Source organism: Streptomyces sp. NPDC055815, from assembly GCF_053616475.1.
Map to the genome: position 1 here is coordinate 125,688 of NZ_JBSHDU010000002.1, position 18,015 is coordinate 143,702.

Annotated in this window: 16 protein-coding genes; 9 read left to right on the forward strand and 7 right to left on the reverse strand. The window is 72.4% G+C overall.

Translation table 11 applies throughout. From position 1 onward, the window contains the following. Nucleotides 1-8 precede the first annotated feature (8 nt). Both ACWGN5_RS02320 and ACWGN5_RS02325 read left to right on the forward strand, forming a co-directional pair. Entirely contained in the window at nt 9-1,814 is a 1,806-nt protein-coding gene (locus tag ACWGN5_RS02320) for an ABC transporter transmembrane domain-containing protein (RefSeq protein ID WP_453510726.1), read from the forward strand. Next, nucleotides 1,811-3,592, forward strand: coding sequence for an ABC transporter ATP-binding protein (locus tag ACWGN5_RS02325; RefSeq protein ID WP_453510727.1), 1,782 nt, complete (start codon nt 1,811-1,813; stop codon nt 3,590-3,592). Before ACWGN5_RS02320 ends, ACWGN5_RS02325 begins: the two co-directional genes overlap by 4 nt. A 99-nt stretch (nt 3,593-3,691) precedes the next feature. Here the strand turns inward: ACWGN5_RS02325 and ACWGN5_RS02330 are convergent, their stop codons facing one another. Next, nucleotides 3,692-4,399 (reverse strand): NAD(P)-dependent oxidoreductase, encoded by a 708-nt coding sequence (locus ACWGN5_RS02330; protein WP_453510728.1) that lies wholly within the window; start codon nt 4,397-4,399, stop codon nt 3,692-3,694. Between the two features lie 127 nt (nt 4,400-4,526). Here ACWGN5_RS02330 and ACWGN5_RS02335 point away from each other — a divergent pair, with 127 nt between their 5' ends. Further along, entirely contained in the window at nt 4,527-5,264 is a 738-nt protein-coding gene (locus ACWGN5_RS02335) for a TetR/AcrR family transcriptional regulator (RefSeq protein WP_453510729.1), read from the forward strand. A gap of 161 nt (nt 5,265-5,425) precedes the next feature. On the opposite strand, the gene ACWGN5_RS02340 is transcribed toward ACWGN5_RS02335, so the two are convergent. Beyond that, nucleotides 5,426-6,211, reverse strand: a complete 786-nt coding sequence (locus ACWGN5_RS02340; RefSeq protein WP_453510730.1) for a metal-dependent hydrolase — start codon at nt 6,209-6,211, stop codon at nt 5,426-5,428. An 86-nt stretch (nt 6,212-6,297) separates the two neighbouring features. Here ACWGN5_RS02340 and ACWGN5_RS02345 point away from each other — a divergent pair, with 86 nt between their 5' ends. Then, a complete protein-coding gene (locus ACWGN5_RS02345; RefSeq protein ID WP_453510731.1) occupies nt 6,298-8,856 on the forward strand; it encodes a DEAD/DEAH box helicase in 2,559 nt (852 codons plus the stop codon). 13 nt (nt 8,857-8,869) lie between these two features. Beyond that, nucleotides 8,870-9,733, forward strand: a complete 864-nt coding sequence (locus ACWGN5_RS02350; RefSeq protein ID WP_453510732.1) for an acyl-CoA thioesterase — start codon at nt 8,870-8,872, stop codon at nt 9,731-9,733. A gap of 9 nt (nt 9,734-9,742) precedes the next feature. Here ACWGN5_RS02350 and ACWGN5_RS02355 read toward each other — a convergent pair whose 3' ends face one another. Together ACWGN5_RS02355 and ACWGN5_RS02360 are read right to left on the reverse strand one after the other, a co-directional pair. Then, a complete protein-coding gene (locus ACWGN5_RS02355) occupies nt 9,743-10,813 on the reverse strand; it encodes an RNA ligase (ATP) (protein ID WP_453510733.1) in 1,071 nt (356 codons plus the stop codon). Between the two features lie 134 nt (nt 10,814-10,947). Continuing rightward, complete coding sequence (locus tag ACWGN5_RS02360) at nt 10,948-12,057, reverse strand: FAD-dependent monooxygenase (RefSeq protein ID WP_453510734.1); 1,110 nt, start codon at nt 12,055-12,057, stop codon at nt 10,948-10,950. A 166-nt stretch (nt 12,058-12,223) separates the two neighbouring features. On the opposite strand from ACWGN5_RS02360, the gene ACWGN5_RS02365 reads away from it, so the two are divergent. Continuing rightward, the gene (locus ACWGN5_RS02365; RefSeq protein ID WP_453510735.1) at nt 12,224-13,186 is read left to right on the forward strand and encodes a GntR family transcriptional regulator; all 963 of its coding nucleotides are present in this window, start codon (nt 12,224-12,226) and stop codon (nt 13,184-13,186) included. A gap of 25 nt (nt 13,187-13,211) precedes the next feature. Here the strand turns inward: ACWGN5_RS02365 and ACWGN5_RS02370 are convergent, their stop codons facing one another. Continuing rightward, a complete protein-coding gene (locus tag ACWGN5_RS02370; RefSeq protein WP_453510736.1) occupies nt 13,212-13,439 on the reverse strand; it encodes a DUF6011 domain-containing protein in 228 nt (75 codons plus the stop codon). Between the two features lie 36 nt (nt 13,440-13,475). Between ACWGN5_RS02370 and ACWGN5_RS02375 the strand changes: the two genes are divergently transcribed. Continuing rightward, the gene (locus ACWGN5_RS02375; RefSeq protein WP_453510737.1) at nt 13,476-13,958 is read left to right on the forward strand and encodes a glutathione peroxidase; all 483 of its coding nucleotides are present in this window, start codon (nt 13,476-13,478) and stop codon (nt 13,956-13,958) included. Beyond that, nucleotides 13,915-14,718 (forward strand): putative protein N(5)-glutamine methyltransferase, encoded by an 804-nt coding sequence (locus ACWGN5_RS02380; RefSeq protein WP_453510738.1) that lies wholly within the window; start codon nt 13,915-13,917, stop codon nt 14,716-14,718. The genes ACWGN5_RS02375 and ACWGN5_RS02380 overlap by 44 nt, the downstream gene beginning before the upstream one ends. 43 nt (nt 14,719-14,761) lie before the next feature. Here the strand turns inward: ACWGN5_RS02380 and ACWGN5_RS02385 are convergent, their stop codons facing one another. Then, nucleotides 14,762-16,126: a cytochrome P450 gene (locus ACWGN5_RS02385; RefSeq protein ID WP_453510739.1), complete on the reverse strand. Its 1,365-nt coding sequence runs from the start codon at nt 16,124-16,126 to the stop codon at nt 14,762-14,764. Between the two features lie 157 nt (nt 16,127-16,283). Here ACWGN5_RS02385 and ACWGN5_RS02390 point away from each other — a divergent pair, with 157 nt between their 5' ends. After that, nucleotides 16,284-16,754, forward strand: a complete 471-nt coding sequence (locus tag ACWGN5_RS02390; RefSeq protein ID WP_453510740.1) for a VOC family protein — start codon at nt 16,284-16,286, stop codon at nt 16,752-16,754. Between the two features lie 20 nt (nt 16,755-16,774). Here ACWGN5_RS02390 and ACWGN5_RS02395 read toward each other — a convergent pair whose 3' ends face one another. Further along, nucleotides 16,775-17,989, reverse strand: coding sequence for an acyl-CoA dehydrogenase family protein (locus ACWGN5_RS02395; RefSeq protein ID WP_189803863.1), 1,215 nt, complete (start codon nt 17,987-17,989; stop codon nt 16,775-16,777). Nucleotides 17,990-18,015 lie beyond the last annotated feature (26 nt).

The window sequence follows — 18,015 nt, forward strand, 5'->3', positions numbered from 1 at the left end:
GGGCAGCCATGCAGATTCGAGATCTTCCCTTCGCCGACCCGGGGGTCCCCGATGTCCGCTCGGGCACCCGGTTCCTCCTCTGGCTCGGCCGACAACAGCTCGGCGGGCAGGTGAAGTCCCTGCTCTGGGGGCTGCTGCACCACCTGGGCATCGCCGGTCTGCCGCTGGGCGTCGGCCTCGCCGTCCAGGCGGTCGTGGACCGCGACGGCGGACGGCTCGCGCTCGCCGGGGTGCTGCTCCTGGCCCTCGGGTCGGCGATCGCGGCCGGAGACGTGATGCTCCACCGCACCGCCGTCACCAACTGGATCACCGCCGCCGCCCGGGTGCAGCAGCTCCTCTCCCGCAAGACCGCCGAACTGGGCTCCGTCCTGACCCGGCGGGTCGCCGCCGGAGAAGTCGTCGCCGTGTCGACCGGCGACGTCGAGCGGATCGGCTGGTTCGTCGAGGCGCTGTCCCGGTTCGCCGCGGCCGCCGTCACCCTGGTCGTCGTCTGCGTCGGCCTCGTCGTCTACCAGCCGGCCCTCGGCGTCGTGGTCGCCGCCGGCGTCCCCGTCCTGGCCCTCGCCGTGCTGCCGCTGCTCCCCCGCGCGACCCGCCGGGCGGACGTCCAGCGCGAGAAGGCCGGCAAGGCCACCGAACTGGCCTCGGACACGGTCGCCGGGCTCCGGGTGCTGCGCGGCATCGGCGGCGAGGACCTCTTCCTCGGCCGCTACCGCGCCGCCTCCCAGGAGGTCCGCGGGGCCGCCGTGCACAGCGCGCGGATGTGGGCGCTGATCGCCGCCATCCAGATCGTCCTGCCGGGCCTGCTGCTCATCGCCGTGGTGGGGTACGGGACGAAGCTGGCGCTCGACGGGCGGATCGAGGTCGGCGAACTCGTCACGGTCTACAGCGCGGTGGCCCTCACCCATCACGCGCTGCGGAACTTCGAGGAGATCGCCCAGGCCTACTCCTTCTCGCGGCCGTCCGCGAAACGGGCCGCCCGGGTCCTCTCGCTGACCCGCACGACCAGCACGGTCCCCGAGGTCCGGGAGCTCATGGCCGGCGGCGACCTGTACGACCCGCTGACCGGGCTGCGCGCCCCCGCCAGGCTGTTCACGGCCGTGGTCTGCGGCGATCCGGACGTGGCCGGGCGGCTCGCGGACCGGCTCGGCGGCCACCCGACGGAGCCGGCCGACGACCACACCTCGGTGCTCTACGGCGGGGTGCCGCTCGACGAACTGCCGCTGGAGGACGCCCGTACCGTCGTCCTCGTCCAGGACAAGGAGCCGGTGCTGCTCTCGGGCACCCTCCGCGAGCTGCTCGACGTACCCACGTCGGGCAAGGTCCACGCCGAGCACGCGCTCGCCGCCGCCCAGTGCGACGACGTCCTCGACGCGCTCGCGCAGGCCTCCGTCGCCACCGACGGAGACCCGATGCTCACCCGCATCACCGAGCGGGGCCGCTCGCTCTCCGGCGGCCAGCGCCAGCGGCTCGCCCTGGCCCGGTCCCTGTTCGCCGACCCGGAGGTGCTCGTCCTCGACGAGCCGACCTCGGCGGTCGACGCGCACACCGAGGCAGCCGTCGCCACCTGGATCGCGGAGCTGCGGAGGACCAGGACCACGGTGGTGCTGTCCTCCTCGCCGCTGCTCCTGGACCGCGCCGACCGGGTCGTGCTGGTCCACGAGGGCCAGGCGGTCGCCGTCGGCAGCCACCGCGCACTGCTCGCCATGGAGCCGCGCTACCGCGCGGTCGTCACCCGCGAGACCGACGAGGAGCTCGCCACCGCCTCCCGGGGCGCGGGCGAACTCGAAGCACTGGAAGGGGAATCGGCATGATCGGCCTGGCGCCGCCGGAGTACGACCCGGCGGCCCCGAAGACGGCGACGACGCTGCCCGTCGCCGGGGCGGCCACCGTCCGCGGCTACGTCCGCGAGCTGCTGCGCCGGCACCGTCGGGCGTTCGCGCTGCTCATCGGGGTGAACGCGGTCGCCGTGATCGCCTCGATGGCCGGCCCGTACCTGCTCGGCTCGGTGGTGGACGGCCTCGCGGACGGGGCCCGTGACCTCCATCTGGAGCGTACGGTCGGGCTGTTCGCGCTCGCGCTGCTCGTCCAGACCGCGTTCGTACGGCTCGTACGGCTGCGCGGGGCGATGCTCGGCGAGGAGATGCTCGCGGACCTGCGCGAGGACTTCCTCGTCCGCGCCGTGGGCCTGCCGCCCGGCGTGCTCGAACGGGCCGGGACGGGCGATCTGCTCTCCCGGATCACCACGGACATCGACCGGCTCGCCAACGCGATGCGCGAGGCCGTGCCCCAGCTGGCCATCGGGGTCGTCTGGGCGGGGCTGCTGCTCGGCGGCCTCGCGGTGACCGCGCCGCCGCTCGCGCTCGCCGCGCTGCTCGCGGCGCCGGTGCTCATCGTGGGCTGCCGGTGGTACTTCAAGCGGGCGCCGTCCGCGTACCGCTCGGAGTCCGCGGGGTACGCGGCGGTCGCCGCCGCGCTCGCCGAGACGGTCGACGCGGGCCGTACGGTCGAGGCGCACCGCCTCGGCAAGCGGCGGATCGCGCTGTCGGACCGGCGGATCTCGGAGTGGGTGGCCTGGGAGCGGTACACGCTCTTCCTGCGCTCGGTGCTCTTCCCCGTCATCAACCTGACGCACACGACGGTGCTGTGCGCGGTCCTGCTGCTCGGCGGGGTGTTCGTGCTCCAGGGCTGGATCGACGTGGGGCAGCTGACGACGGGTGCGCTCCTCGCGCAGATGCTGGTGGACCCGATCGGGATCGTGCTGCGCTGGTACGACGAACTCCAGGTCGCGCAGGTGTCGCTGGCCCGGCTCGTCGGCGTCCGGGAGATCGAGCCGGACGCGGGCGACCGGGAGCTGCGGCCCGAGGGCCGGGCGGTGGAGGCGGACGAGGTCCGGTTCGGCTACCGCGAGGGCGTCGACGTCCTGCACGAGGTGTCGCTGACGCTGGCACCCGGCACCCGGCTCGCCCTGGTCGGGCCGTCGGGCGCGGGCAAGTCCACCCTGGGCCGGCTGCTCGCGGGGATCTACGCCCCGAGGGCGGGCTCGGTCACCCTCGGCGCCGCCGAGCTGGCCCGGATGCCCGCCGAGCGGGTCCGCGAGCACGTGGCCCTGGTCAACCAGGAGCACCACGTCTTCGTGGGCTCCCTCCGCGACAACCTGCTCCTGGCCAGGGCGGGGGCCACGGACGCCGACCTGTGGGCGGCGCTCGCGGCGGTGGACGCGGAGGGCTGGGCCCGGGCCCTCGACGAGGGCCTGGCCACGGAGGTCGGCTCGGGCGGCCGCTCGCTCACCCCGGCGCAGGCCCAGCAGATCGCGCTGGCCCGGCTCGTCCTCGCGGACCCGCACACCCTGGTCCTCGACGAGGCGACCTCGCTGCTCGACCCGCGCGCGGCCCGGCACCTGGAGCGCTCGCTCGGCCGGGTCCTGGACGGCCGGACGGTGGTGGCGATCGCACACCGGCTGCACACCGCGCACGACGCCGATCTGATCGCGGTGGTCGAGGCGGGGCGGATCAGCGAGTGGGGCAGCCACGAGGAGCTGGTCGCGGCGGACGGGGCGTACGCGGCGCTGTGGCGGTCCTGGCACGGCTGATGCCCGCACGCCGCACCGGACCCGGGCCGGGCCGTCACTCGACGGCCCGGCCGGCGGCGTTCGGTGGGCGCCCGCGAAGCGCAACCGGTCCCGCCGCGTTCAGTAGCCGATCGTGAAGCGGCGCTGGACGAAGCGGGGCAGCTCCGCCTCGTCGAGGAGGGCCACGGCCGCGTCCTCCGCCGAGACGCGGCTGCGGCCCTCGGCGTCCCGGACCGGCTGGTCCTCGCCGACGCGGAAGCGGCCGGTGCGCTCGCCGGGCGCGATGTCCTCGGCGGGGCTGAAGTAGGTCCACCTCCGGTTCGAGGTGCGCAGCACGTTCAGGGCGTCGCGGTGGCCGCGTACCGCCGCCGCGTACGCACGGGGCAGGCCGATCGCGTCGAGGGCCTCGTGGAGGCGTTCCTCCTCGTCGGCGAGCACCACTCCGGGCTCGGCCTCCAGGCTGCCCGCGCCGCCGATCACGATGAGCCGGGTCCTGGGGTGGCTCTCCAGGGCCTTGAGCAGGGCCCGTGCCGCCTCGGCGTAGACGCCGGGGTCGGCGATGGAGCGCCGCACGGTGTCCGTGAGGTCCAGTGCGGCGTTCCCGGGCTGGAACGCGCTGACGAGCACGTCGAGTCCGGGCAGGACGGCGGCGATGCCCTCCGCGTCGAACACGTCGAGGCTCGCCCAGGTGATGTTCTCGCGGGTCTCCCCCGCCGCCGCCCCCGTGGCGTCGCGGCTGAAGGCCCTGATGTGGTGCCCGCGCTCCAGGGCTTCCGCGACGACGCGGCTGCCGAGGGTTCCGGTGGCTCCGATGACTCCGATGTGCATGGCTCTCCCCTGTGGTCACATCACTGGTGGTCACATCACTGGCGTGACGCCGTGAGAAAACTATACGCCGTGAAGTTCACGGCGTGCAGTTTCCATACACCTCTCACCGAAGAGGTAGGCTGCCCGGATGACCGGGACTTCAGAAGCACGGACAGGAACGGCTCCGGCCGGGCGGGGACGCCGGGAGCGGCTGCGGGCCGAGACCACCGCCGAGATCAAGGACACGGCCCTGCGCCTGATGGCCTCGGGCGGCCCCGACGCCATCACCCTGCGGGCCATCGCCCGCGAGATGGGCATGACGGCCAACGCGATCTACGGCTACTTCGCCACGCGCGACGACCTGGTCACCGCACTCATCGACGACGTGTACTCCGCGCTCGCCGACTCCGTCGAGGCGGCCTGGGCCCAGGCCCCCGCCGAGGACCCGGCCGCCCGGATCCTGGCCTGGGCCCGCGCCTTCCGCACCTGGGCCCTCACCAACCCCGAGGGTTTCCGGCTCGTCTACGGCGACCCCGTGCCCGGCTACCGCGCCCCCGAGGCGGGTCCCGCCCCGGACGCGGCCCGCCGGGTGTGCACCGGACTCGCCGGCCTCGCGGCGGCGGCCTGGCCGCACGCCGAACCCCTGTACCGGGACAGCGCGTTCACCTGGTCCGACTTCGACGCCGGACTCCTCGACAAGGTCCGCCCGGCCTTCCCCGAGCTGCCGCCCGCGGGCGTCGCCCTGGCCCTGCGGCTCTGGGGACACCTGCACGGGCTCGTGGCCCTGGAGGTGTACGGGCATCTCGGCCGCCAGACGGCCAGCCCGGACAAGCTCTTCCAGGAGGAGCTGGCCCGGCTGGTGACGACCCTCGGGGTCCCGGGCTAGGCCGTCTCTTTCGGATCTTGCCGGTCAAGCCCGCGGCGTCTGGTGCCGTGCATCGCAAGGCGGAGGGTCGCCCTATTACTGGACGTACTTTGGCGGGCCCGACAACGCGGCGAGGTGCGGTGCCAGGCGTCGCGGGTCAGACAAGATCCGGAAGAGACGGCCTAGAAGAAGCCGAGCGCCGAGGCTCCGCCGACGCCGCCCAAGAGCATGAACGCGGGCATCAGGACCTTGAGCTCGACCCAGCTGCCGGCCCGGAAGCGCATGCCCTTGGGCGGGCCGATCGGGTACCAGCGCTTGCGGCCCACCGGGATGGGCCACAGGATCGGGCAGCCGGAGACGGTCAGGGCGTCGCCGATGTCGTGCACGAGGGCGCCGAGGACGATCGGCAGGCCCAGCCACAGGTACTCCTGGCCCGTGAAGAACCAGTCCGAGCCGTTGCCCGCCTTGTCGAGGACGCCCGCGAGGATCCAGGCGCTGGTGGCGCCGAGCAGCCAGACCAGGACGTCGCTGGACATCCGGGCGGCCCGCCACAGCAGGCCTTCCACGGCGAGGACCAGGTGCACGAAGAGGATCGCGAGCACGGCCCAGCGGCCGCCGGTGACCGCCGCCACGGAGGCCCCGGCACCGATCAGGACCGCCCACAGCCAGGTGTGCGTGAGGGTCCGGTGCCCGCCGGACCTGCGGGGGTCCGAGGACGAGCGGGTGGCCTTGTAGACGGCGTACGACAGCTTGTCGACGATCTCGCAGAGGCCCCGGGAGACCGGCCCGAAGGCGCGGGAGATGGTCGCCGACTTGTGGTCGAGGTCGGGGGCGAGGGCCGCGCCCGCGCAGATGAGCGCGCCGACGACGAGAACCGGCCAGGGCATCGGGTGGTCGAAGGCGGCCGCGGCCGCTCCGACGCCGAGCCATGCCGCCGCTCCGGACAGCGAATGCGCCGGTCCCATCATGGTTGGTGCGCCCCGTTTCTCCCCTGCCGGCGCCGAGTTGACGGCCGGTCGACGGACGAGCCTATCGTCCGTGATCAAGACTGCTGATGGCCGGTTCCCTCATCCGAGCGGAATGCGGGCAAGATGGGGGCGTGACCCTTATCGATCAGCTGCCGCCGACCGCCGACCCCGACGCCCTCTTCGAGGCCTTCTCCTCCTGGGCCGAGGACCGGGGCATCACGCTCTACCCGGCCCAGGAAGAGGCGCTGATCGAGGTCGTCTCCAGGGCCAACGTGATCTTGTCCACACCCACCGGATCGGGAAAGTCGCTGGTCGCGGCGGGTGCGCACTTCACCGCGCTCGCCAATGACCAGGTGACCTTCTACACGGCGCCGATCAAGGCGCTGGTGTCGGAGAAGTTCTTCGACCTGTGCAAGCTCTTCGGCACCGAGAACGTCGGCATGCTGACCGGCGACGCCTCCGTGAACGCGGACGCCCCGGTGATCTGCTGCACGGCCGAGGTGCTCGCCTCGATCGCGCTGCGCGACGGCAAGTACGCCGACATCGGCCAGGTCGTCATGGACGAGTTCCACTTCTACGCCGAGCAGGACCGCGGCTGGGCCTGGCAGATCCCCCTCCTGGAACTCCCCCAGGCGCAGTTCGTCCTGATGTCGGCGACGCTCGGCGACGTGTCGATGTTCGAGAAGGACCTGACCCGGCGCACCGGGCGGCCGACCTCCGTGGTCCGCTCGGCGACCCGGCCCGTACCGCTGTCGTACGAGTACCGGCTGACGCCCATCACGGACACCCTGACCGAGCTCCTGGAGACCAAGCAGGCGCCCGTCTACATCGTGCACTTCACGCAGGCGCAGGCCGTCGAGCGCGCGCAGTCGCTGATGAGCATCAACATGTGCACGCGCGAGGAGAAGGACCAGATCGCCGAGCTCATCGGCAACTTCCGGTTCACCACCAAGTTCGGCCAGAACCTCTCGCGGTACGTCCGGCACGGCATCGGCGTGCACCACGCCGGCATGCTGCCGAAGTACCGGCGGCTCGTGGAGAAGCTCGCCCAGGCGGGTCTGCTGAAGGTGATCTGCGGGACGGACACCCTCGGCGTCGGCGTGAACGTGCCGATCCGCACGGTGCTCTTCACCGCCCTCACCAAGTACGACGGCAACCGGGTGCGGACCCTGCGGGCCCGTGAGTTCCACCAGATCGCGGGCCGGGCCGGCCGGGCCGGCTTCGACACCGCCGGTTTCGTGGTGGCGCAGGCCCCCGAGCACGTCATCGAGAACGAGAAGGCGCTCGCGAAGGCCGGAGACGACCCGAAGAAGCGCCGCAAGGTGGTCCGCAAGAAGGCCCCCGAGGGCTTCGTCGCCTGGAGCGACACGACGTTCGAGAAGCTGATCGAGGCCGAGCCGGAGCCACTGACCTCCCGCTTCAAGGTCACCAACATCATGCTGCTCTCGGTGATCGCCCGTCCTGGCAACGCCTTCGAGGCGATGCGCAAGCTCCTGGAGGACAACCACGAGCCGCGCAAGGCGCAGCTGCGGCACATCCGCCGGGCCATCGCGATCTACCGCTCGCTCCTCGACGGCGGTGTGGTGGAGCAGCTGGACGAGCCGGACGCCGAGGGCCGCACGATCCGGCTGACCGTCGACCTCCAGCAGGACTTCGCGCTCAACCAGCCGCTGTCGACGTTCGCCCTGGCCGCCTTCGACCTGCTGGACCCGGAGTCCCCCTCGTACGCCCTGGACATGGTGTCCGTCGTCGAGTCGACGCTCGACGACCCGCGCCAGATCCTCGCCGCCATGCAGAACAAGGCGCGCGGGGAGGCCGTCGGGCAGATGAAGGCGGACGGCGTCGAGTACGAGGAGCGCATGGAGCGGCTCCAGGACATCTCGTACCCGAAGCCGCTGGAGGAGCTGCTCTGGCACGCGTACAACGTCTACCGGAAGTCGCACCCGTGGGTCGGCGACCACCCGGTGTCGCCGAAGTCGGTCATCCGCGACATGTACGAACGGGCCCTGACGTTCACGGAGTTCACCTCCTGGTACGAGCTGGCGCGGACCGAGGGCATCGTGCTCCGGTACCTGGCGAGCGCGTACAAGGCGCTCGACCACACCATCCCGGACGACCTGAAGACCGAGGACCTGGAGGACCTGATCGCCTGGCTGGGCGAGATGGTGCGCCAGGTGGACTCCTCGCTGCTCGACGAGTGGGAGCAGCTCGCCAACCCGGAGATCCAGACGGCCGAGGAGGCCCAGGAGAAGGCCGATCAGGTCAAGCCGGTCACGGCGAACGCCCGCGCCTTCCGGGTCCTGGTGCGCAACGCGATGTTCCGCCGGGTGGAGCTGGCCGCCCTCGACAACGTCGACGCGCTCGGCGAGCTGGACGCGGAGGCCGGCTGGGACGCGGACGCGTGGGGCGAGGCGATGGACGCGTACTGGGACGAGTACGACGACCTCGGTACGGGTCCGGACGCGCGCGGCCCGAAGCTGCTCTCGATCGAGGAGGACGCGGCGCACGGGCTGTGGCGCGTCCGGCAGACCTTCGCCGACCCGAACGGCGACCATGACTGGGGCATCAGCGCGGAGGTGGATCTCGCGGCCTCCGACGAGGAGGGCCGGGCCGTGGTCCGCGTGACGTCCGTCGGACAGCTGTAGGAGGAGGACCGGGATGACGAACCCCGCCGAGAGGCTCGTGGACCTGCTCGACCTGGAGCAGATCGAGGTGAACATCTTCCGTGGGCGCAGCCCGCAGGAGTCGCTGCAGCGGGTCTTCGGCGGGCAGGTCGCCGGACAGGCCCTGGTGGCGGCCGGCCGCACCACGGAGGGCGACCGGCCGGTGCACTCGCTGCACGCCTACTTCCTGCGGCCGGGGCGGCCCGGGGTGCCGATCGTGTACCAGGTGGAGCGGGTGCGCGACGGCCGGTCGTTCACCACCCGGCGGGTCACGGCCATCCAGGAAGGCCGGACGATCTTCAACCTCACGGCCTCCTTCCACAAGCCGGAGGAGGGCGCCTTCGAGCACCAGCTGCCGCCGCGGCACCTGACCGACCCGGACACCCTGCCGAACCTGGCGGACGAGATCCGGGAGCACCTGGGCACGCTGCCGGAGGCCCTGGAGCGGATGGCCCGCCGGCAGCCCTTCGACATCCGGTACGTGGACCGGCTGCGGTGGACCCATGACGAGGTCAAGGGCGCGGACCCGCGCTCCGCGGTGTGGATGCGGGCGGTGGGCCCGCTGGGCGACGATCCGCTGGTCCACACGTGCGCGCTGACGTACGCCTCGGACATGACGCTCCTGGACGCGGTCCGGATCCCGGTCGAACCGCTCTGGGGCCCGCGGGGCTTCGACATGGCCTCCCTGGACCACGCGATGTGGTTCCACCGGCCGTTCCGGGCGGACGAGTGGTTCCTGTACGACCAGGAGTCCCCGATCGCGACGGGCGGCCGGGGCCTGGCCCGCGGCCGCATCTACGACCGCGAGGGCAGGCTGCTCGTGTCGGTGGTCCAGGAGGGCCTGTTCAGGAAGCTGTAGCTGCTGCGCTCACTCGAACTCGGTACCGCCCTTGCGGGTCAGGTAGGCCGGGCTGACGGCCTTGGCGATGGCCCGGCCGCCGGTGACCGGGCTGTACCGCTCGGTCGCCGGCCTGATGACGACGCCCTCCCGCAGGTGCGTCTCCCGGCCGGAGACGGTCTCGCGGCCGGTGGCGTGCGCGAGGACGGTGCCGAGGTCGTACGGCCCGGAGTGCAGCCGCGGTACGAACGCCACCTCACCGGCGTCGATCACCGCCTCGGGGTCCAGCCACCGCACCTGCCCGTCGATCTCGGCGGACACGTCGAAGAGGGCGTACCCGACGGTCTCGGAGCGGGCGTCGGCGCCGTAGGCGAGGTCCTGCACCCCGGAGCCGTACACCTCGCCGAAGAGCCCCACGCGGCGGGCGCCGAGCTTCTTGGCGAGCCGCTCGGCGACGCCGGCGAGCCCGTGACCGTGGACGGCGCGCCAGTACAGATTGCGCGGGTCCTCCCGCAGGGCGAGCCCCTTCGCCCCGAAGCCCTTGGACGTGACCTGGACTCGCCCGTCCTCGGCGTGGAAGGTCAGCAGGCAGGCGGTGCCGTGGAGCTTCTCCGTCAGGACGACGGGCTCGCCGGGCTCGAACACGTCCGGGTAGCGCTGCAGGTTCTCGATGTCGACCCAGGGCAGCAGATCGGGCGCGACCTCGACCTCGCCGTCCATCGTGGGCGGTATCGGCGGCACCCACTTGGTGATCCCGAGCGTCTCCGCGAAGTCGGTCCCCTCGGCGGCGGCCCGCGCGAGGTCGATCCCGGCGAGCGCGGCGGGCCGGCACACGAGCCCCTGCGACAACTCCCCGCGCAGCCGCACCGCCTTCACCCGGTCCGCGTTCCCCCCGGCGAGCCGCCCGGTGAGCCCCAGCTCCTCGACGAGCGCGAGGGGCAGCACGGCCTGCTCGGGGATGTAGACGGCGACATCACCCGTCTCGTAGACGCCCTTGGCGACGACGGCCCGGTAGAGCCCGATCTGGGCGAGCTCGAGGGCGTCGGCGTTGGGATGCGGATGAACGGTGAGGACTTCGGCGGTGACGCGCAGGGTGGACATGCTCAGGACTCCGGTCGCTCGGGTTTCGGTCTCATCGCCGGACATCCTGACGGGCCACGAAACCGCTGGCCCACCGGTTTTGACGGCTGATAACGTCGCGCGCCGCGCCGGGCCCCGCCTGTCCGGGTCGGGGCTCAGTCGTCCAGGGAGAGTGCGTTCTTGGCGCGCTCGACGGATTCCTCCGAGGCGGGGCCGCCGGGATTCTCGGTGGCCAGGGCCTGGTTGAGTGTGACGAAGGGGCGCATCCGCCGCTCGTAGCGGGCATACGCGGTGCGGTGGTCGCCGTGGGCGCGGGCGAGGCAGTCGGCCAGCACGTGGGCGCCGACGAGAGCGAGGCTGGTGCCCTGCCCCGACAGCGGGGAAGGGCAGTAGCCCGCGTCGCCGAGCAGGGTCACCCGGCCCCGCGACCAGGTGTCCATGCGGATCTGGGCCATGGCGTCGCAGTAGAAGTCGGGCGCCCTCCGGGCGGCTTCGGCCAGCCGGGCCCCTTCCCAGCGCAGGGACGCGAGCCTGTCCACGACCAGCTGCCGGAGGGCGCCGGCGTCGCGGCGGTCACGGGCGAGCGGGGCGGACCGGAAGCCGAAGGCGATCCTGAGTTCGGTGTTGCCGCGTACGGGCATGATGCCGAAGCCCGCGTCGTCGTTCATCAGCCACATCTGCCAGTTGTCCAGGCCGAGGAAGTTGTCCGCGCCGAACACCGAGAGGTAGCTCCCCAGATGGTGGGCGAACCGCTCCTCCGGACCGAACGTCAGGCGCCGTACGGTGGAGTGGAGGCCGTCGGCCCCGACCACGAGGTCGAAAGTGCGGGACGGCCCGTGCGCGAAGTCGACGTGGACGCCGGTCTCGCCCTCGTCGAGCCCGGTGATGCTGTCACCGAAGAGGTACTCGACACCCGTCTGCGTGTGCTCGTGGACCAGCCGCACCAGATCCTCGCGCAGCACCTCGATGTCGTCGCTGTCGAGCCGTCCGCTGCTGAAGGTCGCCTCCGTGGAGCGGTCGACCTCGTGGCCGTCGGCGTCGAGGATCGACATGCCGCGCATCCGGGTCCGTTCGCGGCTCAGCCGGTCCAGCAGGCCCATCCGCTCCACGACGTCGAGCGCGACGCCGCGGATGTCCACGGCCTGGCCGCCGGGGCGTCGTCCGGGAGCTCGTTCGACGACGGTGGGCGCGAAGCCGTGGCGGCGCAGCCCGTGGGCGAGGACGGGGCCCGCGATGCCGCCGCCGGAGATGAGTACGGTCCGCATGAGAGGCTCCTCCGCTGGTCTGTACGGTGTACGCGCCCTGAACGTACGCCGTACGTGCAGCCGCTTCAATGGGCCGCGTACGGGGGCTGCACTAGGACAGTGCCGCCTCTTTCGACATCGCCACTGCTAGCCTCTGCACTAGTACAGACGGGAAGGGCGGCAGGCCGTGACGAAGACCACAGGAGCAGCCGGTGATCCGCCGTATCTGCGCATCGTCACCGCGATCCGGCGGCGCATCGCGGACGGTGAACTCACCCCCGGGGACCGGGTTCCCTCGACCCGGCAGATCGCCGAGGAGTGGGGGGTCGCCCTCGCCACCGCCACCAAGGCCCTGACCACCCTGCGTCTGGAGGGGCTCGTCGAGGCCCGGCCCCGGATCGGCACGGTCGTCGCCGGGACCGCCCCCGCCGCGCCGGCCCGCAGGCGCCCCTCGACCGCCCCGGACCCCGAGCAGGAGCTGAGCCTCGACCGGATCGTTCGTACCGCCGTCGGGATCGCCGACGCCGAAGGGCTCGCGGCGCTCTCCATGCGCGGTGTCGCGGCCCGCCTCGGCGTCGCGGCCATGTCGATCTACCGGTACGTCCCGAGCAAGGAAGACCTCGTCCTGCACATGGCCGACGCCGCGTTCGGCGAGGAGTCCTACCCCGCGGACGCCCCCGAGGACTGGCGCGGCCGCATCGAGCTGGGTGCCCGGACCCTGTGGAGCCTGTACCGGAGACACCCCTGGCTGGCGCACCTCGACACCCTGACGCGGCCGTTGCTCGTACCCGGCCTGATCGTCCACGGCGAGTGGATGCTGGACGCCCTCGACAACCACGGGCTCGACCCCACGACGCAGTTCGACATCCACGTCCTGCTCTACAGCCATGTCCAGGGCCTGGCCGTGCACCTGGAGAAGGAGGCGCACGCCGAGGCCGCCACGGGCCAGTCCGAGGAGCAGTGGATGGACAGTCGCGCCCCCGCACTCCGGGAACTGATGGAATCCGGCCGCTTCCCGGCCTTCAGCAGGATGCTCGGCGCCTTCGAGGACGGCTACGACCTGCGTCTCGAAGCGCTCTTCGCGTTCGGCCTCAAGGCACTCCTCGACGGCCTGGCCCCCCTCGTGGAAGGCCCGCGGGCCGAAGGGTAGGCATCGTGCGGGGCGGGTCCCCGCCTCAGTCGGTCGACGGGTCCAGGCCCGGGAGGGTGTCCTGGGCCACCTCGTGGCGGCGGGTGCGGATGTCCGGGGGCGCCGGGTGGAGTTTCGCGTCACACGTGGGGCCCAGGCCCGTGCGGCGGGAGTCCGCGCCGGTCAGGGGGCGGCCGCAGAGGCGGCAGTACACGCGGCGCGGTCCTGTCCCGGGTGTGGAATCGATCGCGATTGCCAGTGGTTCGTCTCCCATGCTGAGATCAAACCCTATTCCGACGAGGAGCAGTCCATGAGCCTGTACGAGATTCCGCTGAAGACCCTGACCGGTGAGCCGGTCTCCCTTGCCGACTACCGCGACCGGGCCGTGCTGGTGGTGAACGTCGCCTCCAAGTGCGGGCTCACCCCCCAGTACGCGGGTCTGGAGCGGCTGCAGAAGGAGTACGGGGAGCGCGGCTTCACCGTGCTCGGGGTGCCCTGCAACCAGTTCGCCGGGCAGGAGCCGGGCAGCGCCGAGGAGATCGCGACCTTCTGTTCGGCGACGTACGGGGTCTCCTTCCCGCTCCTGGAGAAGACGGACGTGAACGGGGAGGGCCGCCACCCGCTCTATTCCGAGCTGGTGAAGGTCGCCGACGCCGAGGGCGAGGCCGGTGACGTGCAGTGGAACTTCGAGAAGTTCCTGATCGGCCGCGACGGGCAGGTCACCCGCTTCCGTCCCCGCACCGAGCCGGATGCCCCCGAGGTCGTCTCCGCGATCGAGGCCCAGCTTGTCTGACGCGCGCGTCGTCGAACGGCTGCGGGCCGCCGGGTGCGTCTTCGCCGAGGAAGAGGCGGAGATGATCCTCGCGACCGCGGCCGGGCCCGCCGAGCTCGACCTCATGGTCGAGCGGCGGGCCTCCGGCCTGCCCCTGGAGCACGTCGTGGGCTGGGCCGAGTTCGCCGGGCTCCGCATCGAGGTCGACGGCGGGGTCTTCGTGCCCCGGCGGCGTACGGAGTTCCTCGTCGGCCGGGCGGTGGAGCTGGCCCGGCCCGGCGCCGTCTGCGTCGACCTGTGCTGCGGCTCCGGCGCGGCGGGCGCGGTGCTGCTCACCGAGGTCGAGGGCGCGGAGGTGCACGCCTCGGACATCGAGCCGGCGGCGGTGCGCTGCGCCCGGCGGAACGTCGAGCCGCGCGGCGGCCGGGTCTACGAGGGGGACCTCTTCGCACCGCTGCCGCGGGAGCTGCGCGGCCGGGTCGGGGTCCTGGTCGCCAACGTGCCGTACGTACCGACCGGGGAGATAGGGCTGCTGCCGCCCGAGGCCCGCGACCACGAGCCGCACGTCACGCTCGACGGCGGCGCGGACGGGCTCGACGTGATGCGGCGGGTCGCCGCCGAGGCGCCGGAGTGGCTGGCGCCGGGCGGGCACGTGCTGGTGGAGACGAGCGAGCGGCAGGCGGAGACGGCCCTCGCGGTGATGTCCGCGGCCGGTATGAAGCCGCGCGTCGTCACCTCCGAGGAGTGGTGGGCGACGGTCGTCGTCGCGACCGGGCCGTAGCGGGCGGCGGGAGCGGCCCCGCGCCGGGCCGCTCCCGCCTCGCTCAGCGCGGCAGCAGGCGGCAGCGGGCCGGGCCCGTGGCGTAGAGGGTGATCGCGGAGCCGACGGGCACCTCGGTGTCGACGGCTCCGAGGCCGTGCTTCTGGAGGATCATCGCCAGGGCGATCACCGACTCCAGCATCGAGAAGTGCTGGCCGATGCAGGCGCGCGGGCCGCCACCGAAGGGGTACCAGGCGTACCGGGGGCGCGCCGCCTCCGCCTCCGGCGTGAAGCGGTCCGGGTCGAAGCGCTCCGGGTCCTCCCAGTAGGCGGGGTGCCGGTGGGTGACCCAGGAGGCGACCACGACGTCCGCGCCGGCCGGGATGCTGACGCCGTCGACCACGGTGGCGGCGACGGCGCGGCGTCCGATGGCCGGGGCGGCCGGGTAGAGCCGCATGGTCTCCTTGAGGACCCGGGTCACATAGGGCAGCGCGTCGAGGTCGGCGGCGCCGGGGGTACGGCCCCCGAGGACCCGGTCGACCTCCTCCTGGGCCCGCTTCAGCACCTCCGGGTGCTTGGCGAGCAGGTGGAGGGCGAAGCCGAGGGACGTGGCGGTGGTCTCGTGCCCGGCCAGGAGGAAGATGAGGACCTGCTCGCGCAGCTCGGTGGCGTCGAAGCTGCCGTCCTCGGCGCTCTCCGCCTCGACGAGCAGGGTGAGGAGGTCGTCGCCCTCGGCGGAGGCCCGGCCCGAGGCGCGGCGCTCGGCGATGATGCGGTCGCAGACCTCGTAGAGCGCCTGGTGGACGGCGGCGGCCTTGCGGTTGCCGGGGGTCGGCCAGTGGCGCGGGACCTTGACCGGGGCGTAGCCACGGCTCAGCACATAGCCGTTGAGCTCGGGGAAGCTGCGCTCGACGATCTCGACGGCCGCGTCGACGTCCGTGCCGAAGAGGATGCGGGCGACGGCGCGCAGGGCGAAGCGGGTCATCTCGTGGAGGACGTCGACGGTCTCGGCGCCGCCGTCCTGCCACTCGCCGATGAGCGTGGTGATCTCGGCGGCGACGGCCGCGGCGTAGCTGTCGACGCGGCGCTTGGTGAAGAGGGGCTGGACGAGCCGGCGCTGGCGGAGGTAGTCCTCGTCCTGGCTGGTCAGCAGGCCGTTGCCGAAGGACTCGCGGATCTCCTGGTAGAAGGCGTTGTCCTTGCGGAAGTTGGCGGATTCTCCGGCGAGGACCTGCTGGGCGCCCTCGGCGGAGAAGACGCCGTAGAGCGTGGCGCGGATCCCGGGCGGGCCCGCGGTGATCTTCACGACGTCGCCGTGCTCGCGCCGGGCGCGCAGGAAGGTGCCCAGGGAGTCCTGCTTGAGGTCGAGCAGGGAGCCGAGGAGCGGATTTCCCCCGAGCTGGGGTGCTTCGGTACCGGTGGTGGCCATGATCGGTTCCCCCTTGATCGTCACGGGCCCAGTGATTCTCCCTCAGGAAGCGACCCACGGGTAGCCGGGGCCGAACAGCGGACCGGATCAGGCCTGTTGGCGTGAAACGGCCGACGGCCCGGGTCCGTTGTCAGTGGCGTCTGCGAGGCTCGGTCCCATGGACGAGCGACCCGAGCTGACGCTGCAACTGACCATCGACTGCGCCGACCCCCAGCGCCTGGTGCCCTTCTGGCTGGACGCCCTGCGGTACATCCCCGACCCGCCGCCCGCCGGCCATGCCACCTGGCGGGCGTACTGGGAGGCGATCGGCGTGCCCGAGGACGAGCTGGGCGAGGACGCCGGGGAGCTCCCGGAGTCCATCGTCGACCCGAAGGGCGTGGGCCCCCGGGTCTGGTTCCAGCACGTCCCCGAGCCGAAGACCGTCAAGAACCGCGTGCACCTGGACCTCAAGGTCGGCGGCGGTCGCGAGGTGCCCCTCGCCGTCCGGCGCGAGCGCGTGGACGGCGAGGTGGCCCGGCTGACGGCGCTCGGCGCGACCGTCCTGTACGCGATGGACGAGCCGAACGGCATGGACTACTACGCGGTGGTCCTGCAGGACCCGGAGGGCAACGAGTTCTGCATCGTGTGAGCCGCGCGCGGGCGCGGCCGCTACTTGGCGAGCGCGCGGCTGATGACCATGCGCTGGATCTCGCTCGTGCCCTCGAAGATCGTGTAGATGGCGGCGTCGCGGTGCATGCGCTCCACCGGGTACTCGCGGGTGTAGCCGTTGCCGCCGAGGATCTGGATGGCCTGGGCGGTGACCTTCTTGGCGACCTCGCTCGCGTACAGCTTCGACATCGAGCCCTCGGCCGCGGTGAAGGGCTTGCCGGCCGTGGCCATCCAGGAGGCGCGCCAGACGAGCAGGCGGGCGGCGTCGATCTGGGTGGCCATGTCGGCGAGCTGGAAGGCGACGCCCTGGTTCTCGATGATCGGGCGGCCGAACTGGACGCGGGTCTTCGCGTAGTCGAGGGCGACCTCGTACGCGGCGCGGGCGGTGCCGACGGCCATGGCGCCGACGGCCGGGCGGGAGGCCTCGAAGGTGGCCATGGCGGCGTTCTTCACGCGCTCGCCGCCCGCCTTGGCCTTCTCGCGGGCGCGGGCGAGCCGCTCGTCCAGCTTGTCCTTGCCGCCGAGCAGGCAGGAGCCGGGGACGCGGACGTCCTCCAGGACGACCTCGGCGGTGTGGGAGGCGCGGATGCCGTGCTTCTGGAACTTCTGGCCCTGCGACAGGCCGGGGGTGTTCGGCGGCACGATGAACGAGGCGTGGCCCTTGGAGCCGAGCTCGGCGTCGACGACGGCGACGACGACGTGGACGTTGGCGATGCCGCCGTTGGTCGCCCAGGTCTTGGTGCCGTTGAGGACCCACTCGTCCTTGGCCTCGTCGTACACGGCCCGGGTGCGCATGGAGGCGACGTCCGAGCCGGCGTCGGGCTCGGAGGAGCAGAAGGCGGCGACCTTGACGTCGTTCGCGTCGCCGTACATCTGCGGGACCCAGGTGCCGATCTGCTCCTCGGTGCCGTTGGCGAGGACGCCGACGGCGGCGAGGCCGGTGCCGACGATGGAGAGGGCGATGCCGGCGTCGCCCCAGAAGAGCTCCTCCATCGCCATCGGGATGCCGAGGCCGGTCGGGTCGAAGAACTGCTGGGCGTAGAAGTCGAGGGAGTAGATGCCGAGCTTGGCCGCTTCCTGGATGATCGGCCAGGGAGTCTCCTCACGCTCGTCCCACTCGGCGGCCGCGGGGCGCATCACATCGGCGGCGAAGCCGTGGAGCCAGTCGCGGACCTGCTTCTGGTCCTCGTTGAGTTCGAGCGTGAACTCGCCCATGTTCCCTCCCAGCATGACGTTACTTG